The organism is Psychrobacter sp. AOP7-A1-24 (assembly GCF_052376235.1).
Taxonomy (GTDB): domain Bacteria; phylum Pseudomonadota; class Gammaproteobacteria; order Pseudomonadales; family Moraxellaceae; genus Psychrobacter.
This window is the reverse complement of sequence record NZ_JBQSVM010000001.1, coordinates 172,383-191,436: the sequence shown is the minus strand read 5'-3', so window position 1 is coordinate 191,436 and position 19,054 is coordinate 172,383. Positions and strand designations below refer to the sequence as shown.

At 43.2% G+C, this 19,054-nt stretch carries 17 protein-coding genes; 7 read left to right on the top strand and 10 right to left on the bottom strand.

What is annotated here, in order from left to right; translation table 11 throughout:
- Positions 1-21 precede the first annotated feature (21 nt).
- The 3 genes from ACT3QQ_RS00855 to radC all read right to left on the bottom strand — a co-directional run bounded on the left by ACT3QQ_RS00855 (position 22) and on the right by radC (position 5,888).
- Positions 22-1,398 carry a dicarboxylate/amino acid:cation symporter gene (locus ACT3QQ_RS00855; protein ID WP_444526529.1) on the bottom strand — a complete coding sequence of 459 codons (1,377 nt, stop codon included), beginning with the start codon at positions 1,396-1,398 and terminating at the stop codon, positions 22-24.
- 524 nt (positions 1,399-1,922) lie between these two features.
- The gene (locus ACT3QQ_RS00850; protein ID WP_444526528.1) at positions 1,923-4,838 is read right to left on the bottom strand and encodes an acyl-CoA dehydrogenase; all 2,916 of its coding nucleotides are present in this window, start codon (positions 4,836-4,838) and stop codon (positions 1,923-1,925) included.
- A gap of 366 nt (positions 4,839-5,204) precedes the next feature.
- Positions 5,205-5,888: a RadC family protein gene (gene radC, locus ACT3QQ_RS00845; RefSeq protein WP_444523765.1), complete on the bottom strand. Its 684-nt coding sequence runs from the start codon at positions 5,886-5,888 to the stop codon at positions 5,205-5,207.
- Positions 5,889-6,015: 127 nt separating this feature from the next.
- On the opposite strand from radC, the gene coaBC reads away from it, so the two are divergent.
- Together coaBC and ACT3QQ_RS00835 are read left to right on the top strand one after the other, a co-directional pair.
- Complete coding sequence (coaBC, locus tag ACT3QQ_RS00840) at positions 6,016-7,389, top strand: bifunctional phosphopantothenoylcysteine decarboxylase/phosphopantothenate--cysteine ligase CoaBC (RefSeq protein ID WP_444526527.1); 1,374 nt, start codon at positions 6,016-6,018, stop codon at positions 7,387-7,389.
- Positions 7,390-7,469: 80 nt separating this feature from the next.
- A complete protein-coding gene (locus tag ACT3QQ_RS00835; protein WP_444526526.1) occupies positions 7,470-8,252 on the top strand; it encodes a TSUP family transporter in 783 nt (260 codons plus the stop codon).
- Positions 8,253-8,311: 59 nt separating this feature from the next.
- On the opposite strand, the gene ACT3QQ_RS00830 is transcribed toward ACT3QQ_RS00835, so the two are convergent.
- From ACT3QQ_RS00830 to ACT3QQ_RS00820, 3 genes are all read right to left on the bottom strand, one after another.
- Positions 8,312-9,226, bottom strand: a complete 915-nt coding sequence (locus ACT3QQ_RS00830) for a histone deacetylase family protein (protein WP_444526525.1) — start codon at positions 9,224-9,226, stop codon at positions 8,312-8,314.
- 145 nt (positions 9,227-9,371) lie between these two features.
- Positions 9,372-10,220: a hypothetical protein gene (locus ACT3QQ_RS00825; RefSeq protein WP_444526524.1), complete on the bottom strand. Its 849-nt coding sequence runs from the start codon at positions 10,218-10,220 to the stop codon at positions 9,372-9,374.
- Between the two features lie 30 nt (positions 10,221-10,250).
- Positions 10,251-11,345 carry a hypothetical protein gene (locus tag ACT3QQ_RS00820; RefSeq protein WP_444526523.1) on the bottom strand — a complete coding sequence of 365 codons (1,095 nt, stop codon included), beginning with the start codon at positions 11,343-11,345 and terminating at the stop codon, positions 10,251-10,253.
- A gap of 176 nt (positions 11,346-11,521) precedes the next feature.
- On the opposite strand from ACT3QQ_RS00820, the gene ccmA reads away from it, so the two are divergent.
- The 5 genes from ccmA (at position 11,522) to ccmE (ending at position 14,959) form a co-directional block, all read left to right on the top strand.
- Positions 11,522-12,151 (top strand): heme ABC exporter ATP-binding protein CcmA, encoded by a 630-nt coding sequence (gene ccmA / locus ACT3QQ_RS00815; RefSeq protein ID WP_444526522.1) that lies wholly within the window; start codon positions 11,522-11,524, stop codon positions 12,149-12,151.
- 135 nt (positions 12,152-12,286) lie between these two features.
- Entirely contained in the window at positions 12,287-12,943 is a 657-nt protein-coding gene (locus ACT3QQ_RS00810) for a heme exporter protein CcmB (RefSeq protein ID WP_444526565.1), read from the top strand.
- A gap of 244 nt (positions 12,944-13,187) precedes the next feature.
- Positions 13,188-13,976 carry a heme ABC transporter permease CcmC gene (gene ccmC / locus ACT3QQ_RS00805; protein WP_444526521.1) on the top strand — a complete coding sequence of 263 codons (789 nt, stop codon included), beginning with the start codon at positions 13,188-13,190 and terminating at the stop codon, positions 13,974-13,976.
- 16 nt (positions 13,977-13,992) lie between these two features.
- Positions 13,993-14,214, top strand: coding sequence for a heme exporter protein CcmD (gene ccmD / locus ACT3QQ_RS00800; protein ID WP_444526520.1), 222 nt, complete (start codon positions 13,993-13,995; stop codon positions 14,212-14,214).
- Between the two features lie 244 nt (positions 14,215-14,458).
- Entirely contained in the window at positions 14,459-14,959 is a 501-nt protein-coding gene (gene ccmE, locus ACT3QQ_RS00795) for a cytochrome c maturation protein CcmE (RefSeq protein WP_444526519.1), read from the top strand.
- Between the two features lie 86 nt (positions 14,960-15,045).
- On the opposite strand, the gene ACT3QQ_RS00790 is transcribed toward ccmE, so the two are convergent.
- From ACT3QQ_RS00790 to ACT3QQ_RS00775, 4 genes are all read right to left on the bottom strand, one after another.
- Positions 15,046-15,894, bottom strand: a complete 849-nt coding sequence (locus ACT3QQ_RS00790; protein WP_444526518.1) for an aldo/keto reductase — start codon at positions 15,892-15,894, stop codon at positions 15,046-15,048.
- A gap of 326 nt (positions 15,895-16,220) precedes the next feature.
- Positions 16,221-17,198: a MetQ/NlpA family ABC transporter substrate-binding protein gene (locus ACT3QQ_RS00785; protein WP_444520276.1), complete on the bottom strand. Its 978-nt coding sequence runs from the start codon at positions 17,196-17,198 to the stop codon at positions 16,221-16,223.
- Positions 17,199-17,367: 169 nt separating this feature from the next.
- Positions 17,368-18,054, bottom strand: coding sequence for a methionine ABC transporter permease (locus ACT3QQ_RS00780; RefSeq protein WP_444526517.1), 687 nt, complete (start codon positions 18,052-18,054; stop codon positions 17,368-17,370).
- A 19-nt stretch (positions 18,055-18,073) separates the two neighbouring features.
- Positions 18,074-18,844 carry a methionine ABC transporter ATP-binding protein gene (locus ACT3QQ_RS00775; RefSeq protein ID WP_444526516.1) on the bottom strand — a complete coding sequence of 257 codons (771 nt, stop codon included), beginning with the start codon at positions 18,842-18,844 and terminating at the stop codon, positions 18,074-18,076.
- Positions 18,845-19,054: the final 210 nt, after the last annotated feature.

The following is a 19,054-nucleotide window of genomic DNA, read 5'->3' as shown; positions in this document are numbered from 1 at the left end:
CTTTCATCTAGCAAGATTGGATTAGTGGCGACGATCAACATCGTCGTATTCACTTCCCATGATGCCATCACTAAAGACTTCAGAGAATTCACGTCCATTGTCTTCATCGATGTGACCATCAAATACGTCTTTTGCGCCAGCGTTAGGATCGTTGTAAATAGCCAGATCCATTTTGTTTTCTGATTTTGCCACGATAGTGGTAACAGCAGCGTCACCGCCCACGTTTACAGCAGTACGTAACATATCAAGAATACGATCCACACCCAAGATTAGACCGATACCTTCGATTGGTAGACCTACTTGAGCAAATACCATAGACAGCATGATGAGACCAACACCAGGCACACCAGCCGTACCAACAGAGGCCAGTACTGACATCAAGATAACGGTTAAGTATTCGGTTATGCCCAAATCAATACCATAAATATTGGCAATAAAGATGGTCGCAGTACCCTGCATAATGGCCGTACCATCCATGTTAATGGTCGCACCAAAAGGAACAGTGAACGAGGCAACTGAGTTATTTACACCCATACGCTTGGTCACAGTACGCAACGTAATAGGAATCGTCGCGTTCGAGCTTGATGTACTAAAAGCAAAGATTTGAACTTCACGCATTTTTGCCAGGAACGTCTTGATAGAGAGACCTGATGCGATCTTAAGTACAATCATCATTGTAATAAAGAAGTGGAAGGCCAATGAACCGACCAATACCGCGACATAGCCAAGTAGTGACCAGATCAGGTCTAAACCTAACTCTGCCATTGCTTTGGTCAACAGAGCAAATACACCATATGGTGCGAGGTTCATGATGATCGTCACCATCTTTAAGATGACTTCGTTGATCAGCTCTAGACTTTGCACTAAGCCTTTAGCAGGTTTACCTACCATCAAGATACTGACACCGATCAAGATAGCAAAGAAGATGATCGATAACATATCGCCATTTGCCATAGCGCTTATGGGGTTCGATGGGACAATGTTAGAGAACACATCAAGTAGAGGCGGCGCTGACGCTGCTTCAAACTCAGCTTCAGATGCGATATTCATGCCTTTACCGATACCGAATAGCGAACCAAGGCCAATCGCAGTTGCAATAGCAAGCGCAGTGGTAAACATATAAATAATGAATGTTTTGGTACCAATACGTCCAAGTAAGCGAATATCACCAATACCGCATACACCGCAAATCAGTGAGATAAGCACCAAAGGTACGACCAACATTTTTAGCGAGTTGACAAATAGCTTACCGACAATGGCGAGGAAGCCATTAGTAATATAAGTATCAACAAAACTACCTTCGCCGTTTAGTCCTGAGTAGTTTAGAAATAGGCCCAGTCCAATACCGAGCACCATGGCAACAATGATCTTGCCCGTCAGTCCCAAATTCTTCCACATAATTCATATCCTTTGTGTGCATAACAGCTTTATAGTAAGTGTTTAGTAGCCAACATGATTGTACTTATCAGCCTTACTGCAAAGCTTGTTATGACTATTAAGTTCCTGTGATTGTCGCTCGATGTCACATTTTCGTGGACAATATAAAAGAATAGCTAAGGGCACTGCAAGATTTTTTTCTGATTTTATTCTAAATGTACATTTCTCGTTATAACTATGTGCCCATAATACAGTCAATATTTATTCTAAACGGTTTGTTTCTCATATGAAACAAAATATTTATGAAAGAGCGCTTAGAATAAGTGAACGTATCAAACTATTTATATAGAGCTAGTGATTCCAAGTTATTAAAATGGAAAGAGAAGTGTAGTATTTATACGATTGATTGGGTTCAATTTTTCGGTAGAACTAAAAAAAGCCAGACTATCGTTTATAGATAGTCTGGCTGATAAGAAGTGAAAATTTTACTATAAATTATAATTAAACCCAGTGTCTAATTATAATATTAAAAATAGAGTAGACCATTAAACCTTATCATCCTCCTCACGCGGCGAAGGAGACTGGCGATCTAATGGTTTAATGTCATTATCACTCGCTTCAGTATTTGTTTCGTCAGATGGTGCAATGTGACGATTATGGTTGTTACCCATGCGCTCATTAAGATGTGATTCAGCATCACGATGGCGACGATCTAGTGCCTCTACTTTAGGTTCTGACTCTTCAAAATCTGTCTGCGAGTTTACTTCTTCGACAGTATCTTGCTCACTGACCAACTCTACATCGCCATCACTCTCATACCCATGGTTAGGGTTGGCATCGCCAGTATGGTTGTCTGTATTGGTAGTATTATCTAGTTCCTCAGCGGATAACTCATCAACGGCAGATGCATTGCTATCCGCAGCGATACCGTTTCTGCTTTGAGCTTGTCTTTTTAGCTCTGCATAGTCAGTCAATTGGTGAACTGCATTTTCAAGAGCATGTGGATTGTCACGTTCTAGCGCTTCTGATAGGTGTGCATCAAATGTATCAGTCAATAATGAATCAAAACGCATGGCGTTATATTGAATGAGCACTTCAGCCTCTTCTTCGGTAATACCACCATTTTGACTGGCGTGTACCACATGGTCTTCAAAGGTTAACCCTTCAAAGCTGTCCTTATGCTCCGCCTTTTTAAACTTCTGCCACAATGGTTCAATCTCGATTAGAGTCTGATAAGCATGTTCCATACGACCAGTCACGTCATCTACATCGGTATTATAATGAACCATGGTTTTGAGGTAGTCGCGGAACGGATTGGCTGCAAAGTCATCCATGAAAGTATCACCCAATTGGCGTTTGAGCTCATCGCTTGCAGGGGTAAAGATACGTCCACTTGGGAAAGTTACGAAGCTAACCACATTGGCTGCAATACGATTAGGGAAATTGGCAAAGAAAGAAACAAAGGCTTCTTGAATCGTATATAAGCTAGTCTGTAGCGCAACTTCAGCATGCAAGCGTTCAGATTCAGATTTGCTGCCATGCTCATAGAATTGCAAAATAGCAGTCGCAATAAATAAGTGGCTATGGATATCTGCCAAACGACCAGAGAGCATTTCTTTACGCTTTAAATCGCCTGCTAATAGACCTAATGCCATATCAGCAGTCAAGGCAAAGCTCGCGCTTAGTCGGTTGATATGTTTGTAGTAAGGACGGGTAAAAGCATCAGCGAAATTTGGTGCATCATTACTACCACCAACGTAACCTGCTACAAATGCTTTTGCCCCACGGTTAAACGTATAACCTAAATGCTTAAAGAAAAGGATATCGAATTTTTTAGTAGCATCAGCTTTATCTTCGCTTTGTAGTAATTGAAGCTCGTCAAACAGGTAAGGGTGGCAACGCATCGCACCTTGACCAAAGATCATGAGTGAGCGCGTCAGAATGTTTGCGCCTTCAACGGTGATAGAGACAGGAATTGCTTGATAAGGCGTGGCCAAGAAGTTGCGTGGACCCATTTGTACAGCACGTCCACCGACTACATCCATACCGTCGTTGACCACACTACGCATGGTTTCAGTCGCGTAGTATTTTGCCATGGCCGTCATGACAGATGGTGTACCACCTTGGTTCAGTCCGCAAGTGACTAAATGACGGAACGCCTCTAACATATAGGTGTTACTCGCCATGCGGCTAGTGGCGTCTTGTACACCTTCAAACTTACCTATTGATATCTTAAACTGTTCACGAACTTTTGCGAATGCACTGACAGACAGATAGGTCATTTCACTGGCTGATGTCGACAAAGCAGGTAAAGAGATACCGCGCCCAACGCCCAAGCACTCCATCAGCATACGCCAACCGCGACCAGCGTTCTCAACGCCACCAATAATGTAATCTAACGGAATAAAGACATCTTTACCATCGACCGTACCATTCATAAATGGTGAACCGATTGGGTTATGGCGTGGCCCTGTTATGACGCCTTCATGGTCAGCGGGAACCAGAGCACAAGTAATGCCATAATCGGTTTTTTCAGGGTTACCAAGCAGACCTTCTGGATCGTGCATTTTGAATGCTAAACCAACGACAGTAGCGATAGGTGCCAAAGTAATCCAGCGCTTTGAGAAGTTCATACGTAGGCCGAGCACTTGCTCGCCTTCATGCACACCGTAGCAAACCACACCCGTATCAGGAATTGCACCTGCATCAGAGCCAGCTTCGGGCCCAGTCAAACCAAAACAGGGCACTTCATCGCCCTTTGCAAGACCTGGTAACCAGCGCTGTTTCTGCTCTTCTGTACCATAGTGCATCAATAGCTCACCAGGACCGAGCGAGTTTGGAACCATGCAGGTCACAGCAGCCGTTGGCGAGCGCGAAGCAATCTTGCTCATTACACGACTTTGCGCATAAGAGCTAAATTCCAAACCGCCAAACTCTTTTGGAATGATTAAACCTAAAAAGCCATTACTCTTGATAAATTGCCATGCTTCAGGCGATAGGTCTTTATCTTTATGCTGAATTTGCCACTCATCAAGCATGACACATAAGGTTTCTACTTCGTTATCAATGAAACTTTGCTCTTCTTCTGAAAGCTGCGGATAAGGATAGTTAGCAAAGGTATCCCAGTTTGGCGCACCCATGAATAGCTCTTTTTCCCACCAGCTAGTACCCGCATCAAGCGCTTCACGCTCCGTATCACTCATACTCGGCATCGCGCCGCCTAGTGCCTTATAGACAGGCTTAGTAATAAGTGATTGACGTAACGGCGATATAAGTAGCACTAAGCACAGTAGTGCTAGTGGTATACCCAAAATGAGCGACCATGAACTGATAATCGCGGTGACGATAACCGTAACTAGGGCGACGATGCTACCCGTGACCCGTGATAAGGACAACAAAAAGATGGCCAAGACCACGGCTAACTGTATGACGACTGCCAAAATAAATAAGCCAATTGCCATGACTATCTCCTTTAAAATGCTGAATAAAAACTGCGAAAAGTACGTGAGTGAAAGAACTGACTATAATTATTTTTCGTCTTGCCACTAACTGTTTTATAAGTATGTCGAATGGTTTGTTAATCACTAAGTGTTCGATTCTACGTCTTTCAAATACTAGTATTAACGGCCTAGCAAGTAATTGACAAATAAATGACAATAATGGCTACTAATATGAAACAGTTGTCTATAACTATCAAGAGCCAAAATGCTACGCTCTGTCGATGATATGTATCAAACATGATGGTTTGGAGGTTTGACAAGCAGCTACGTAGATTACATAGCCAGCTGTCATCTATAACTAGCTACTATCTATAATTAACAAATAAGCTAGCCAAAAGGGGCAGTACAGCTTTCGGCATAAGACAAAGTATCATTACGTCCAACGATAATGTGATCGACAAGCGAGATATCTAACAAATCACAGGCCTTTTTTAATTCATAGGTCAGTAAGTTATCTGCCGTCGACGGCTTGGCATCGGTATGAGGATGATTGTGGGCGATAATAAGTTGGCTAGCAGCGTGACTTAATGCATGTCGCAGTACGTGCTTGATACAGACTGAACATGATGAGATGCCACCAGTAAATAGTATTTCAAAGTTTAAAAGGTTGAGAGCGTTATCCAGACAGAGTACCGCGAATACTTCACGACGCTCACCCCGCAGCTGGGTACTGATATAATCTTTGACCGCTTGTGAGCGGCCGAGCGACTGCCCAGTTTTGAGTTGACTGTCTAGATAGCGCGTACCCATCTCAAGGGAGGCTAATATTTGGGCGTATTTTGCAGGGCCAATACCATGGCAGGCAAGCACTGTTTTTTGAGGAGCGGCCAATAGTTCGGCTAAGCTACCAAACTGATCAATCAAATGCCGCGCTAATTCAATCGCTGACTGTGACTGAGTGCCTGTCCGCAAAAATATAGCCAGTATCTCTGCATCAGACAAATGAGCTGCACCAAATTTTAAAAGTTTTTCGCGTGGCCTGTCATCCTCATGCCAGTCTTTGATCGCCATTGTCACTCCTTGAAAATGGGTTGATACTCGTTATCGAGATAGATACGGAAAATCTTACCCAATTTATCTCATAATTGTTACTATAAGCGCAATTTTATCTTTTTACTTTTTTATTGAAGTCACGCTTATGTCCAATATTGTGCTTGCTATTACTGGCGGTATCGCCGCTTATAAATCTGCTATATTTGCCCGCTTGTTAGTTAAGGCGGGTTTTGATGTGCGCGTTATCATGACGACAGGTGCACAAGCATTTATCACACCACTGACGCTACAAGCGTTGACAGGTAACGAGGTACATGTCTCATTGCTCGATGAACAAGCAGAGGCAGGCATGGGACATATTGAGCTGGCTAAGTGGGCCGATTTAATCGTGATTGCACCTGCATCTGCCAATACGCTTGCGCGTCTGGCTATGGGTATGGCCGATGATCTATTGACCACAGTGTGCCTTGCTACTACTGCGCCTATTATTATCGCTCCTGCTATGAACCAGCAGATGTGGGCACATCCAGCAGTTGACCTAAACGTGCAAACATTGCGCGATATGAATTATCAAATTATCCAACCAGCCAGCGGTGAGCAAGCGTGCGGTGATGTCGGAGCAGGGCGCTTGCCTGAGCCTGAGCAATTGTTGGATGAGGTATTACTGTTCATCGCGATGAATACAACGCCGCAACTGCTGGCAGGCAAAAGAGTGGTCATTACCGCAGGTCCAACAGTAGAAGCGATTGATCCTGTACGTTATTTGTCTAACCATTCTTCAGGAAAAATGGGCTTTGCATTGGCGCGTGCCTGTGTCGCTGCTGGTGCAGACGTTGTCTTAATAGCTGGTGGTAAAGTTGCATTGCCTACACCGCTTAATGTCACACGGATCGACGTATTGTCTGCCGAAGATATGCTGACAGCGGCGCAGCAATGTGTGGATGGCACGCATAGCGAGCTGCAATTGGTCTATGAAGATGAGCACAATCATTCTCACGAACATCATCATGGCGACTGTGGTTGCGGTGATGACGATGTAAACGTCCATAACGTCAACCATGACTCATTACAGTCTCATGATGGCAGCCAATATGTGAAAGCAGATATCTTTATTGCGACCGCAGCCGTGGCAGATTATCGTACGGAAGAAGCCGCACCGCAAAAAATCAAAAAAACGCAAGATGCCATGACGCTCAGTCTGGTTAAAAACCCTGATATTTTAGCGACCATTTCTCTTGCGGATCCAGAGCTGTTTGTCGTTGGCTTTGCAGCAGAAACGCAAGATGTCGAGCGTTATGCCCGTGGTAAGTTGGTCGCAAAAGATTTAGATATGATTGCCTGTAATGATGTCTCGCGTGCAGATATTGGTTTTGCCAGTGATGACAATGCTATGCAGGTATTTTTCTCTGAGTGCTATGAGCGTGACGCGGTAGCACTTGAAAAAACCAGTAAAGACAAAATTGCTGAGCAGTTAGCTAGCATCATCGGTGAAACAATCGGTCAACGTAAAAATAGTTAAAAATACAGGCGCTAAGTCTGATAGCTAGCTTGTAGATAGTGTATAGATACAGACGCTGAGCCTAAAATGGTGTGACCGATATGATAAATATAGCTGGTAACGATAGCACTCAGATGCTAGTACTGACGGTCATTTTTGCGCTTGCTTCACTGCTACACGGTATTAGTGGACTGGGTGCAACGCTAGTGACGACCACTGCGCTTGCTAGCATGTACCCACTACAACACGCCATTGTATTAGTAATTTTCCCTTCGCTAGTAGTCAATGCCATGACTTGGCTAGTCGGCGGTGAGCGCACCATTTGGCAAAACTTTATCTACTATGGCAGACGCTATTGGTTACTTGCGCTTACCAGTCTACTAGGTAGCATTTTAGGTGCGAAGCTATTGCTATGGGTCGATAGCGCTTATATTCTCTTGTTGTTGGCCGCGGTCATTGCCTTCTACGTTGTGAGTAGCTTACTCGGCAAGCAAATCCGTTTACCAAATACTAGGCCTATGTTGATAGCCGTTGGCTTTGGTGCAGGTGTTATTGGCGGCTCGACCAACGCCATGTCGACGATATTGATGATGTATCTGCTGTCTGCCAGTGATGATAAAAATACCATCGCCAAAGTTGGCAATATGTGCTATTTCTTAGGAAAGATTGCCCAAATTATCGTGTTACGTGAGCCCATCATGGCATTGAGCAGTGGCGAGTGGCAGCTGATTGCTTTTTTGAGTGTACTGTCTATAGTCACACTTTTAGTTGGAATCCGCTTGCGTCGTTACTTACCGCAAGCACGTTTCCGTCAGCTTATTTTATTAATCTTAATCGTGCTTGGGATACGCGTTGGCTGGCAAGGTATTACCGCATTGTTATAGATAAACTATACAAGCCATTTCAGTTCAGAAATCATCTTTACCTTGTCACCGATATCTTATTAGACCAATTCTTCAAAAAATATCTGCTTTGCCAAACGAAAGGTATTGCAGTGCGCTTCGACCACATCTTCGATATCTTCTGAGTAGCCGCCGCCCATCACGATAGCAACAGGAATATTAGCGGCTTTTGCTTGCTGCAGGACATATTCATCACGTGCCTTACAACCTGCTTGTGTCAAGCCAAGTTTGCCTAGCTTATCGGTCGCGAGTACGTCGACCGCAGACTGATAAAAAATCATATCTGGTGCAACTTCAGAGATTAAACGTGGCAGCGTATATTCTAATATCTGTAAATACTCAGCATCACCTGTATCATCGTCTAGTTCAATATCTAAGTCTGATACTTGTTTACGAAACGGATAGTTCTTGGCACCATGCATGCTAAAGACAAAGACGCGTGGCTCATTTGTCATAATGCTGGCGTTACCATTGCCCTGATGAACATCCAAATCGATAACTAAAATCTTTTGTGCCTGTCCACGATTTAGTAGTAAATTACTAGCGATACAGACATCATTAAAAACGCAAAACCCTTCTCCATGACCAGCAAATGAGTGGTGGGTGCCGCCTGCGACATTCATGGCTACGCCATATTGCTGAGCATATAGCGCGCACTCATATGTTGCATGGGCAATATAACGTCCACGCTCGACCAACTGAGGCGTCATCTCAAATCCGATCGTACGAGCAGCCTTGCGCGGCAGTGTTTGGGTTTTAAGCTGATGCCAGTACTCGGCGGTATGAGTGGTCAAAATCTCATCTTCGCTCAAGCGAGCAGGAGCAAAAAAATTATCTTGGCTGATAGTCCCTTCTGCCAGCAGACGCTCAGGAATCATAATGTACTTTTGCATGGGAAAGCGGTGCTTTTCTGGTACGGAGTAGCGAAAGACGTCAGAGTAGGCAATTTTTAGCATAATAATTCTAGCTTAGTATTGATGGTTTTTTAGATAGATGAATAAAGACGTAAGTAAGAGTTGTCGTTAACTATAGCTTGATCGAAAAGCGAGTTCATTGAATGAGTTGGGTGGTTGAATGAACTGAATCATTAAACAAGCTAAGTTATTGAACAAACTGAGTTGGCAAAAAGAATGTCCGTGCGTCTATCTGTTGGCGTAACTCCAAGAGTAGCGTCTGCATATCTTCAGCAGGATATTGATTATTAATCAAATCCACAAACAGCTCGTTGGCGACAGTGGTCATCGCAACCACGCTTTGTAGTAAATGCTCAATGATCTCATTATCAATCCCAACCGCTTCGACATCGATGGCATTTTTGTAGCGTATCTCACCATCGTTAACATCCATCTCTAGATTGCCGATTAGCATATCGTAGTTGATTTGGGTGATGAGTAGCATCGCGGCACTTTGATGACTATCTGGTATCAAAAATGGCAAGATACCGTAGACGGCCAGTAGCTTGTTTTTTTCTTGCACCCGAAACAGATAGCCACAGTTTATTTGTTTGTGACGCATTCTCAAGGATAGATGATGTGATTGTTGGCTGTCGTTGGTTTTGGGTTGATAATGCGTATAGTGCCACTGCTTGTCATTGAAGTATTGTTTTAAACAGTTGACGATAGGGGTGTGACTTTGGTTTTGGGGTTCTGCATTGGCGCTATCGGTTTCTAAGCTATCAGTTTTGAGTTGAGATGCATTTGCTTGAGCGTTATGCTGTTCGCTGCCTTGCTTTGCCTCTAATTCATGAGAGATATCAGAGGCATTGATATCAGTAGCTTGAGTGCTGATATTAGGAATATCAGCCGATATATTCGCTGTATTATCAGTCATGCTCTCAGTAAGTGGTGAGTGTGCGTGCTCGCTTGCCTCATTGACAACTGACTGAGGTGCGGAAGCAGTCAGTAACCGTTTGATCTTTTGCCACAAGCTAAGTTTATTGCGTTGACTCATAATAGTATGCTGACAAATAGGGGTTATAAATTAATCGTGAGTGAATGCCAAACTTTCTTTGATAGTAGGCTGTGCATAAAACGCTTCTAGCATTTCACGGATATGAGCTGTCAACCAAGGCGTCTCAAGAACATCGTACACTATAGGCAGTAGAGCAGTACTACACTGTTTCATGGCTGCGTCATCAATGTGCAAACTCGCAGCGATGGTCGCCATCGTGTCAGACTGATGATTGGCATACCAAGTATCGATGCTTGATGATACTAAGCTATGCAGATACGGTGACAGTCGCAGACGGTTGTAGCTTTGCTGGATACTGGCTTCGATATGGTCAATGCTACTGTTGCCAGGCTCATCGCTTAAGTAAGTTTGTAGTTCACTGATCGGTTGGTCTTTGATACGATCCCAGCCCATGACCATCAAGCGTGCAACTTCTTCGTTGGATAGGTGCTCTTGTGCATTAGCTTCAGCTTTGCGCGTCAAATCTTTGATATTGCGATGCAGGTACGTTTGCAGTTTTTCATCAAGGTTTCTGTTGGTCGCCTTTTCAAAAGAGCTACGACCAAGCTTCATCAATTTACCAACGCCACCTGCTTTATCAAGCGTACTTTCCATAAAATCATTGATAGCGTGATAGAGTGTTTGGGTCAATAAATCTGCAAAGGTTTCGTTACCGACCAGCGTATGAATCAGTATGTTACGCTGCTGCTCATGGCTGCCGACATAGTTGGCCAAAGTTTCAACTTGAGTATCGTCGACCAGTTCAGACAAAGGTACGTTGTCATTGACTGGATGATAAATAATAGTGTGCAAAATATCACGGATATCAGTACGCATTACTTCAGTCATTGGCTGACTTAACAGCCAGTCTTTCACCAGCTGCTGTAAATGGTCACAGGTGATATATTTACTTAAAGGCTGTGCACCAAACCATTGCCAAGCCTCCATCACTAGTGGCTCAGCTTGATTGTGTAGCCACTGCTGTATAAAGTTAACTTGAGCATCGATCAAGCTATCTACTGTCAAACGGCTGACAGGCTGTTCTTTTGACAAATTAGTGTCTGCGTTGTCATTTTTAGTTTCTGCAGCAGTATTAGGTTTTTGGCTATCTAGTGAAGTCGGCATAGGTTTTGAAATCATATTTTAAAGTTGTATTTTTTGAGGTCGTACTTTTTGAAGTCAGAGTAATCGACAATTTGTTATACTGTGTGTTTGTAGCGAGCATAGGGTATTATGCCACGAACATTGCCTTTGTTTGTGATGAATATTGACTGTTGCTTGATAAATAGCCAGAGGTTTTGATGACGGTTTTGGATACGCCTTTACTTGCGCTTGATGAGCTGACGGTTCAGCGCGGTGAGATACCGCTATGCGAAGGAGTTGCGTTGCAGCTATCTGCCGGTAGTATTTGCCATCTAATCGGGGCAAATGGGACAGGAAAAACCACACTGCTGATGCAACTAGCAGGACTACTGCCTGTTTTGTCAGGTGAGGTTGCTTATCAAGGACAGTCGAGTTTGCCAGTTCAGCCGTTATATGTCTCGCACCAGTTGGGTATTCATCCGAATCTGACAGTGGCGCAAAACCTGACATTTCTACTGAATTTATATGGTATCACGCCAAGCGCTACCGATATTGATGACGCACTCACATGGGTTGGGCTACAAGGGTTTGAAACGATTAGCTCAAGCCATCTGTCTGCTGGTCAAACGCGGCGTATTACACTGGCGCGATTGTACCTACTAACTCCTGATGTGACACCAATCTGGTTACTTGATGAGCCTTTCACGGCGTTAGATGTCGATATGGTGGCACGTATGGAAGAGCGGTTATGCGAGTTTACACAGGCTGGAGGGTCGATACTAATGACCAGTCATCAGGCAGTCGGTGTTGCCAATCAAGTGCTCGATTTGTCAGATTACATGGTATAAGTTTGATTGCTATCAGTACCATCAGTATATGTGCAAGGACAAATAATGACAGACAGTCCAATACAAGTAGGATCAGTAGCCGCTATGAATGAAAAACCAAATGCTATTGTTGCAGTACCTCGCAGTATTGGGTTTATGCAGCTCTGGCGTCGCGAATGGCAAGTTAAGCAGCAAGGAGCGGTGCAATGGTTGTATCCATTGGTTCTGTTCTTAGTGATTATTACTTTGTTTCCGCTAGCAGTCGGTAGTGAGCCTGCGCTATTGCAGCGTCTGGGCGTATCAGCAGTGTGGATTGCTGCGTTGCTGTCACTGGTAATGGGCGTTGATGGATTATTCAAACCTGCGCTTGATAATGGTACGCTGGCGCAATTGGTCGTGGCTAAAGCGTCACTACCATTATGGGTGCTGATTAGACTGGTCATTCATTGGGTTTTTAGTAGTGGTATTGTGGCTGTCCTTAGCTTGCTTGCCGTGCCGTTGTTTCAGCTCAGTTGGTTTGAAGCATGGATATTGATGGCCTCTATCGTGACAGGTAGTCCAATGCTTCTAATGCTATCTGCAGTCGCAAGTAGCTTGACGCTATCGTTAAAGAATGGGGCGGTATTGGTTCCGTTGATTGCTTTACCGATGCAGTTGCCAGTATTAATTTTTGCTACGGGTGCGGTTGATTTATTTGTTTCTGGGCTTAATGGTTTACCTATTTTAGCCTTATTACTAGCAGGAAGTATTGTTTCTGTCTTGGTCATGCCTTGGGTGATTGCTACCACTTTAAAGATGTCATGGCTGAATTAAGTAATTTGCTTGCTGTAATCCTAAAGTCCAGTTATCAAGATTCGATTATCTAAACTTAGCCATCTAAACCTTGTGTATTATCATCGTGGTGAAAACTGGCAATTTTGCTATAATAGTCAATTGAATACGTAAACAGCTCTTTGTAGATTCTATCCAGTGTTTAACGCCAGCAGGTGAGTTGATCGTGGTGCTTGTGTAGACCGCATTATTTATCGCCAGTAAGCTGTGTAATAGGTTTCTTCCCATGCCCAACCTGAATAACGTCTCATCCCCTAGCTTATGGCAGCGCATTTGGCAGGGTTTCTTGACCACTGTGGGTACCAAGCAGTTTTTTCGTATCTTTAGCCCTTGGGTTAAGTGGTTAGCGATATTGGCCAGTCTTTGTCTGCTCATTGGTAGCGTATGGGGCCTTGCTTTTGCGCCGCCTGATTATCTTCAGGGCAATAGCTATCGCATTATCTTTATCCATGTTCCAGCGGCTAGTATTGCCATTTCTATCTATTTTGCCCTTGCCGTCTTAGGGGTGATTTATTTGGTATGGAAGATCAAGACGGCCAGTTTGGTCGCGCAGGCACTTGCCCCGATGGGGTTTTTACTATGTGTCATCAGTTTGCTTACAGGTTCCATTTGGGCAAAGCCAACATGGGGTACTTACTGGGTATGGGACGCACGCCTTACGTCAATGCTGATATTGGCGTTTCTATACGCGGGCGTGATGGCACTGTTTGCTGCCTTTGAACATACGGCCAATCGTGGTAAAGCGGCTGCTATTTTGTCTATCGTGGGTGCAGTGAATCTGCCTATTATCAAGTACTCAGTAGAGTGGTGGAATACGTTGCACCAAGGCGCAACCTTTAGTTTGACCGCAGCACCGAAGATGTCGGCAGATATGTGGATGCCTTTGCTACTGATGATTATCGGTAGCTATTTACTGGTTGCGACATTAGCAATTTATCGCACTAACACGCTAATTCTATACCGTGATCAAGGCAAAGCGTGGGTTAAAGAATACATTCGTGGTCAACTCAAATAACGGCTAGGAAAATACTATGCAGCCTTACTTTTATAGCGTATCTGAATTCATCGCCATGGGTAAGCATGGGGTTTTTGTGTGGTCGTGCTGGGCGATAACGATCGGCGTGATGTTGGCGTTTATTATCTATAGCCGCAAACAACGACAGTCACTCATTAAACAGCTGACTATCCAGCAAGCGCGTCAAGCACAGCGAACCACTAAAACCTCAATACCTGTGACCAAACAAGCTAAATGAAAAATCATCTTAATATCATAGTTTTAGCGTAAGAAACTGTATCCTTATCCCGACAAAAATATGACTTTGCAGGTAGCGATGGTGCTTATTGGGTCGTCTGAAAGATGCTACTATATAGCGATTAGAAGAGTACGATTAGAAAGACATTTTTAGAACGTTTTTCTAATGGTAGTTTCTTCAAAATTTTCTGTTTTATAAATGGATTATGGTTTATAAAACAGTGACTCATTAATGGGGTAGTGGTATGAATGCAGTTCGTCGGAAAAAACTGACGTGGGTTATGTTTACGCTGGCAGGTGCGGCAGTAGCAGTAATGTTGGTTATCTATGCCATCGGGCAGCAAACTGACTACTACTTTGATGCAACCGCTATTGCCCAAGGTGAAGCGCCTCAAGACAAGCGTATTCGTGCTGGTGGTATGGTGGTCTCAGGTAGTGTGCAGCGTGCAGCAGATAATCCATTAAATGTTGAATTTGCGATTACTGATTTTCAATCAACAGTGCCAGTGACATATCAAGGTATTCTGCCAGACTTATTTGCTGAAAACTCAGGCGTCGTTGCTACGGGTAAAATGCAGGGCGATACTTTTGTCGCAGGTGAAGTGTTGGCTAAGCATGACGAAAACTATATGCCACCTGAAGTCGCCAAATCGATGAAAGAAAACAATCGCAGCGGAGCGGTACCGTCTTCTGAACAGTACAGTCCTGCCGAAAAAGTTCATGAGACTGAAACGCTACAACAATAAATATTATGAGTTTTCCTACCATATAAAAAAGCCACCGATTATCGGTGGCTTTTTATTGAAATGTGATTAACTATTTGTTAATTCTATTAGTCATCCCATACTGGGCTATAGTCAGGATGCTCAATTTTACGACCATCAGAGCTTGCTAAATTACCGATTTTCTCTAACTCATCTGCAGTTAGCTCGACCTTAGTAGCATCTAGATTACCTTGCAGATGGTCAGGGTTAGATGTCTTTGGAATAGCCACACGATGCTTGTCTGATAAGATCCATGCTAGTGAGATTTGTGCTGGTGTTACGTCGTGTTTGTCTGCAATCTCTTTGATCACTTCATTATCGAACACATCGCCACGCGCTAATGGTGAGTATGCTTCTAGCAGAATATGATGATTATTCAAAAATGTCTGTAACGTATTTTGCTTGATAAATGGATGAAACTCTACTTGGTTAACGACGATAGGTACATCAGCATATTTTTTGGCCTCAATAATGTTAGCGATATTGAAGTTTGAGACACCAATATGACGAGTCAAACCTTGTTTTTGAAGTTCACACAACGCAGGAATGGTTTCAGATAATGGTACGCGATCATCAGGCCAGTGTAGTAGCAACAGATCAACATAATCTGTACCCAAATTTTCCAAAGAACGTTTCGCTGCTGCGACCAATTTTTCTGGCTCAAACTTCATATCATCTGGGAAAATCTTGGTAGTCAAAAAGAACTTGTCACGAGCGACGCCTGATTGTCTGATGCCTTCGCCAACTTCTTTTTCGTTATCATAAGCTTGAGCAGTATCGATATGCTCATAACCCATCTCTAATGCTTTTTTGACTACGTCCACACAATCTTGTCCAGTTGACTGCCAAGTACCTAGACCTAGTATTGGAATATTTGCTTGTCCAGCAGTACGAATATTATAGTTTTTAGCACTCATATTATTATCCTTATTTTTTGTATCTTATAATTTTCATCACTCTTAAATGTCATGAATAGTCAGACTTAGCTAACAATTCACTATTAAGCTTGCTCACTATAAGAAAAACAAAAGATAAGTGGAAGAGTGAGTGACGGTTTCCTACAAAGGGCAAACAGGCTGTAACGTGATTTTTATTAGTCATTTGATAGTTAGTAAGCGTTCTATTGACTATCTAGAAGGCTATACTCCTAAAATCAAAGCCAAAAAAACGCCCATCACTGTCAAGTAATGGGCATTTATATTAATCATCACACCTTAAAACTAGGTATTTTTGACCTAAAGTCTTACTGAGCAGCTGCTTCTGTAGTTTCTGAAGCGTCAACACTTTCAGTTTCAGCAGCAGTCTCCATGTGTGCGCTATGATCAGTACCCCAGATTTTTGGGTACTTGTAGCCAGGGAACGTTTCATGAGCGTATTTTTTGAAAGATTCTGAGTTATAAGCGTTAGTTACATCTTCAACCCATTTCTTACCAGTGTCAGCAGATTTGATTGCTGACCAGTTTACGTAAGCAAAGCTTGGCTCTTGGAACAACGCTTCGGTCAACTCGATACCAGAGTCGGTAGCATAGTTACCGTTAATTACTGCGAAGTCAACTTCATCACGCGCGCGTGGCAATTGAGCCGCTTCTAGTTCAACGATTTCGATATCATACTTGCTGTTGTCAGCAATATCCGCTTTTGATGCGTTCAATGGATCGATGTCGTCTTTTAGCTTAATCCAGCCAAGATCATCCATCATAACCAAAGCACGAGCAAAGTTACTTGGATCGTTTGGTGCAGAAACACTCATACCTTTGAATGCAGCGTCAAGGCTAGTCTTTTTACCTGAGTAGATGCCAAGTGGTGCAGTTGGTACTTGGAATACTTCAACCAAATCAAGGTTGTTTTCTTTTTTGAAGGTATCAAGATAAGGCTTATGCTGGAAAATATTGATATCCAAATCGCCTTCAGCCAATGCAAGGTTAGGGCGGACATAGTCAGTAAAAGCAATCAACTCAACCTCATAACCTTGATCTTCAAGCGTACCTTTTACTTGGTTACGTACCATATCAGCAAAATCACCTTCAGTCGTACCGATAACGATTTTGGTATGATCAGGATCGATATCGCTAGCGGCAGTTTCTGCAGTTGCACCTTCAGTTACTGGCTCTTGAGATGCTTCTGGCGCTGATGAATTGCTGCAACCAACTAAGACTAGACCTGATACACCAACAGCAGCAAATGCGCTGGCTAACTGACGGCTGATATCTGTTAATTTCATAATATGTCCTTAATAATGAATGGGATTGAGTAAAACGTTTATCGTCTGAACATTAAAAAAGCAACATTATAAATAGCAATGCTGCTTTTGTATAAGAGCTGAGATAAGGGTTAGGTATTGCCAAAAATAAACCTAGTCGCTCGTAAAGTCAAGTATTCTCTAAAGCGGTTTAACGTTTGTCTAAACGATTGGCGAGCCAGTTACCAGAGGCTTGAATCGAGATGACCATGAGGGATAGGACAATCACGATAAAAATCATTACCTCGGTTTGATAGCGGTAGTAGCCATAACGAATAGCTAAATCGCCCAAACCGCCGCCACCAATCATACCAGCGGCTGCTGAATAAGAGAGCAAACTGATACAAAGAATAGTGACTGACAATACCAAACCTGAGCGAGCTTCATTGAGTAATACTTTAATAATGGTAAAAGGTCGTGCACCCATTGACTCTGTTGCTTCGATAATACCGCGCGGTACTTCACGCAGATTTTGCTCGACCAAACGTGCAAAATAAAACGAACCAGCGATAGCAAGTACGAGTGATGCCGCGATCGGTCCAATACCTGTACCAACGATGGCTTTGGTAAATGGGCTCATCGCAATCATCAAAATCACAAAAGGGAAAGCACGCATAAAGTTGGTAATACCGCCAAGCACAGCGTACAGTGTCTTGTTTTGCAAAAACTGTCGATCGCTAGACAAAAACAAAAATACGCCAAACAGCCCACCGATGACGATGGCTACCGTGGTTGAAATACCGAGCATCACAAACGTATCAACAAACGCGCTCACGATCTCTTTGCGTAACACAAGTAGCTTGTCTATAGAGGCGGATAATTCAGTACCAGTTAACATATCTATTTCTCCTGCCTCATTAGTCCTCGACGACTAGGCCTTTACCAATCGGGGTGGTTGCTTGAATCAGACCATCTCGCACATCCGCAACTTCTAACAGTTGTCCTTGATGCAATAACGCTGCGCGATCACAAAGTCTACGAATAACACTCATCTCATGGGTCACAATAACGATAGTCACGCCAAGTTGCTCATTGATATCGCGCAGACAAGTTAGCAAGCTGCGGGTCGTTGCAGGATCAAGTGCACTGGTTGGCTCATCGGCTAACAACACTTTTGGACTAGGAGCAATCGCGCGAGCAATACCTACACGCTGTTTTTGCCCACCTGATAACTGTGCAGGATAATGACCAGCACGATCGGTCAGATCAACAATCGCAAGACAATCCATGACACGTTTATGAATGTCGCGACTTGGATAACCAGAGACTTTCAAGTTAAATGCCACGTTATCAAAAACAGTTTGATTAGACATCAAATTAAATTGCTGAAAAATCATACCGATATTATGACGGGCAATACGCAGGTCACTGGCAGACAGCATGGTTAGGTCAGTACCATCTATCACGACTTGACCCGAATCTGGACGCTCAAGCATATTAATTAGGCGCAATAAGGTAGATTTACCTGCGCCTGAATAACCCATTAAACCAAAGATTTCGCCTTGTTTGATAGTTAGAGATGTCGGCTCAACAGCGGTAAACCAATGTGGTTTGCCGTCTTTGTCTTTGATTGATCGGTCGCTTAAAAAACTTTTGGTCACATCGTTTAAGACAATCATGTCATTCATGGAGGGCTCAAAATTTAATAAATTTTTTAATGGTTAGAATTACGTCATCAGGCCTCTTTCAATATTTAAGAAGCTCGTTAAAGTGACAACAGTCAATAACCGTATAATAAGGGGCGGTAATATAGCATATTATCAGATACTTTGGATATGCACATCCGTGTACTGCTTATGATTAATAGCTATTAATCATAAGCAGTTAAAATGGTAAAT

Bases quoted from the DNA above. Each gene is read 5' to 3' on its own strand.
- ACT3QQ_RS00855 (WP_444526529.1), bottom strand. From the start codon at position 1,398: ATGTGGAAGAATTTGGGACTGACGGGCAAGATCATTGTTGCCATGGTG.
- ACT3QQ_RS00850 (WP_444526528.1), bottom strand. From the start codon at position 4,838: ATGGCAATTGGCTTATTTATTTTGGCAGTCGTCATACAGTTAGCCGTG.
- radC (WP_444523765.1), bottom strand. From the start codon at position 5,888: ATGGCGATCAAAGACTGGCATGAGGATGACAGGCCACGCGAAAAACTT.
- coaBC (WP_444526527.1), top strand. From the start codon at position 6,016: ATGTCCAATATTGTGCTTGCTATTACTGGCGGTATCGCCGCTTATAAA.
- ACT3QQ_RS00835 (WP_444526526.1), top strand. From the start codon at position 7,470: ATGATAAATATAGCTGGTAACGATAGCACTCAGATGCTAGTACTGACG.
- ACT3QQ_RS00830 (WP_444526525.1), bottom strand. From the start codon at position 9,226: ATGCTAAAAATTGCCTACTCTGACGTCTTTCGCTACTCCGTACCAGAA.
- ACT3QQ_RS00825 (WP_444526524.1), bottom strand. From the start codon at position 10,220: ATGAGTCAACGCAATAAACTTAGCTTGTGGCAAAAGATCAAACGGTTA.
- ACT3QQ_RS00820 (WP_444526523.1), bottom strand. From the start codon at position 11,345: ATGCCGACTTCACTAGATAGCCAAAAACCTAATACTGCTGCAGAAACT.
- ccmA (WP_444526522.1), top strand. From the start codon at position 11,522: ATGACGGTTTTGGATACGCCTTTACTTGCGCTTGATGAGCTGACGGTT.
- ACT3QQ_RS00810 (WP_444526565.1), top strand. From the start codon at position 12,287: ATGCAGCTCTGGCGTCGCGAATGGCAAGTTAAGCAGCAAGGAGCGGTG.
- ccmC (WP_444526521.1), top strand. From the start codon at position 13,188: ATGCCCAACCTGAATAACGTCTCATCCCCTAGCTTATGGCAGCGCATT.
- ccmD (WP_444526520.1), top strand. From the start codon at position 13,993: ATGCAGCCTTACTTTTATAGCGTATCTGAATTCATCGCCATGGGTAAG.
- ccmE (WP_444526519.1), top strand. From the start codon at position 14,459: ATGAATGCAGTTCGTCGGAAAAAACTGACGTGGGTTATGTTTACGCTG.
- ACT3QQ_RS00790 (WP_444526518.1), bottom strand. From the start codon at position 15,894: ATGAGTGCTAAAAACTATAATATTCGTACTGCTGGACAAGCAAATATT.
- ACT3QQ_RS00785 (WP_444520276.1), bottom strand. From the start codon at position 17,198: ATGAAATTAACAGATATCAGCCGTCAGTTAGCCAGCGCATTTGCTGCT.
- ACT3QQ_RS00780 (WP_444526517.1), bottom strand. From the start codon at position 18,054: ATGTTAACTGGTACTGAATTATCCGCCTCTATAGACAAGCTACTTGTG.
- ACT3QQ_RS00775 (WP_444526516.1), bottom strand. From the start codon at position 18,844: ATGAATGACATGATTGTCTTAAACGATGTGACCAAAAGTTTTTTAAGC.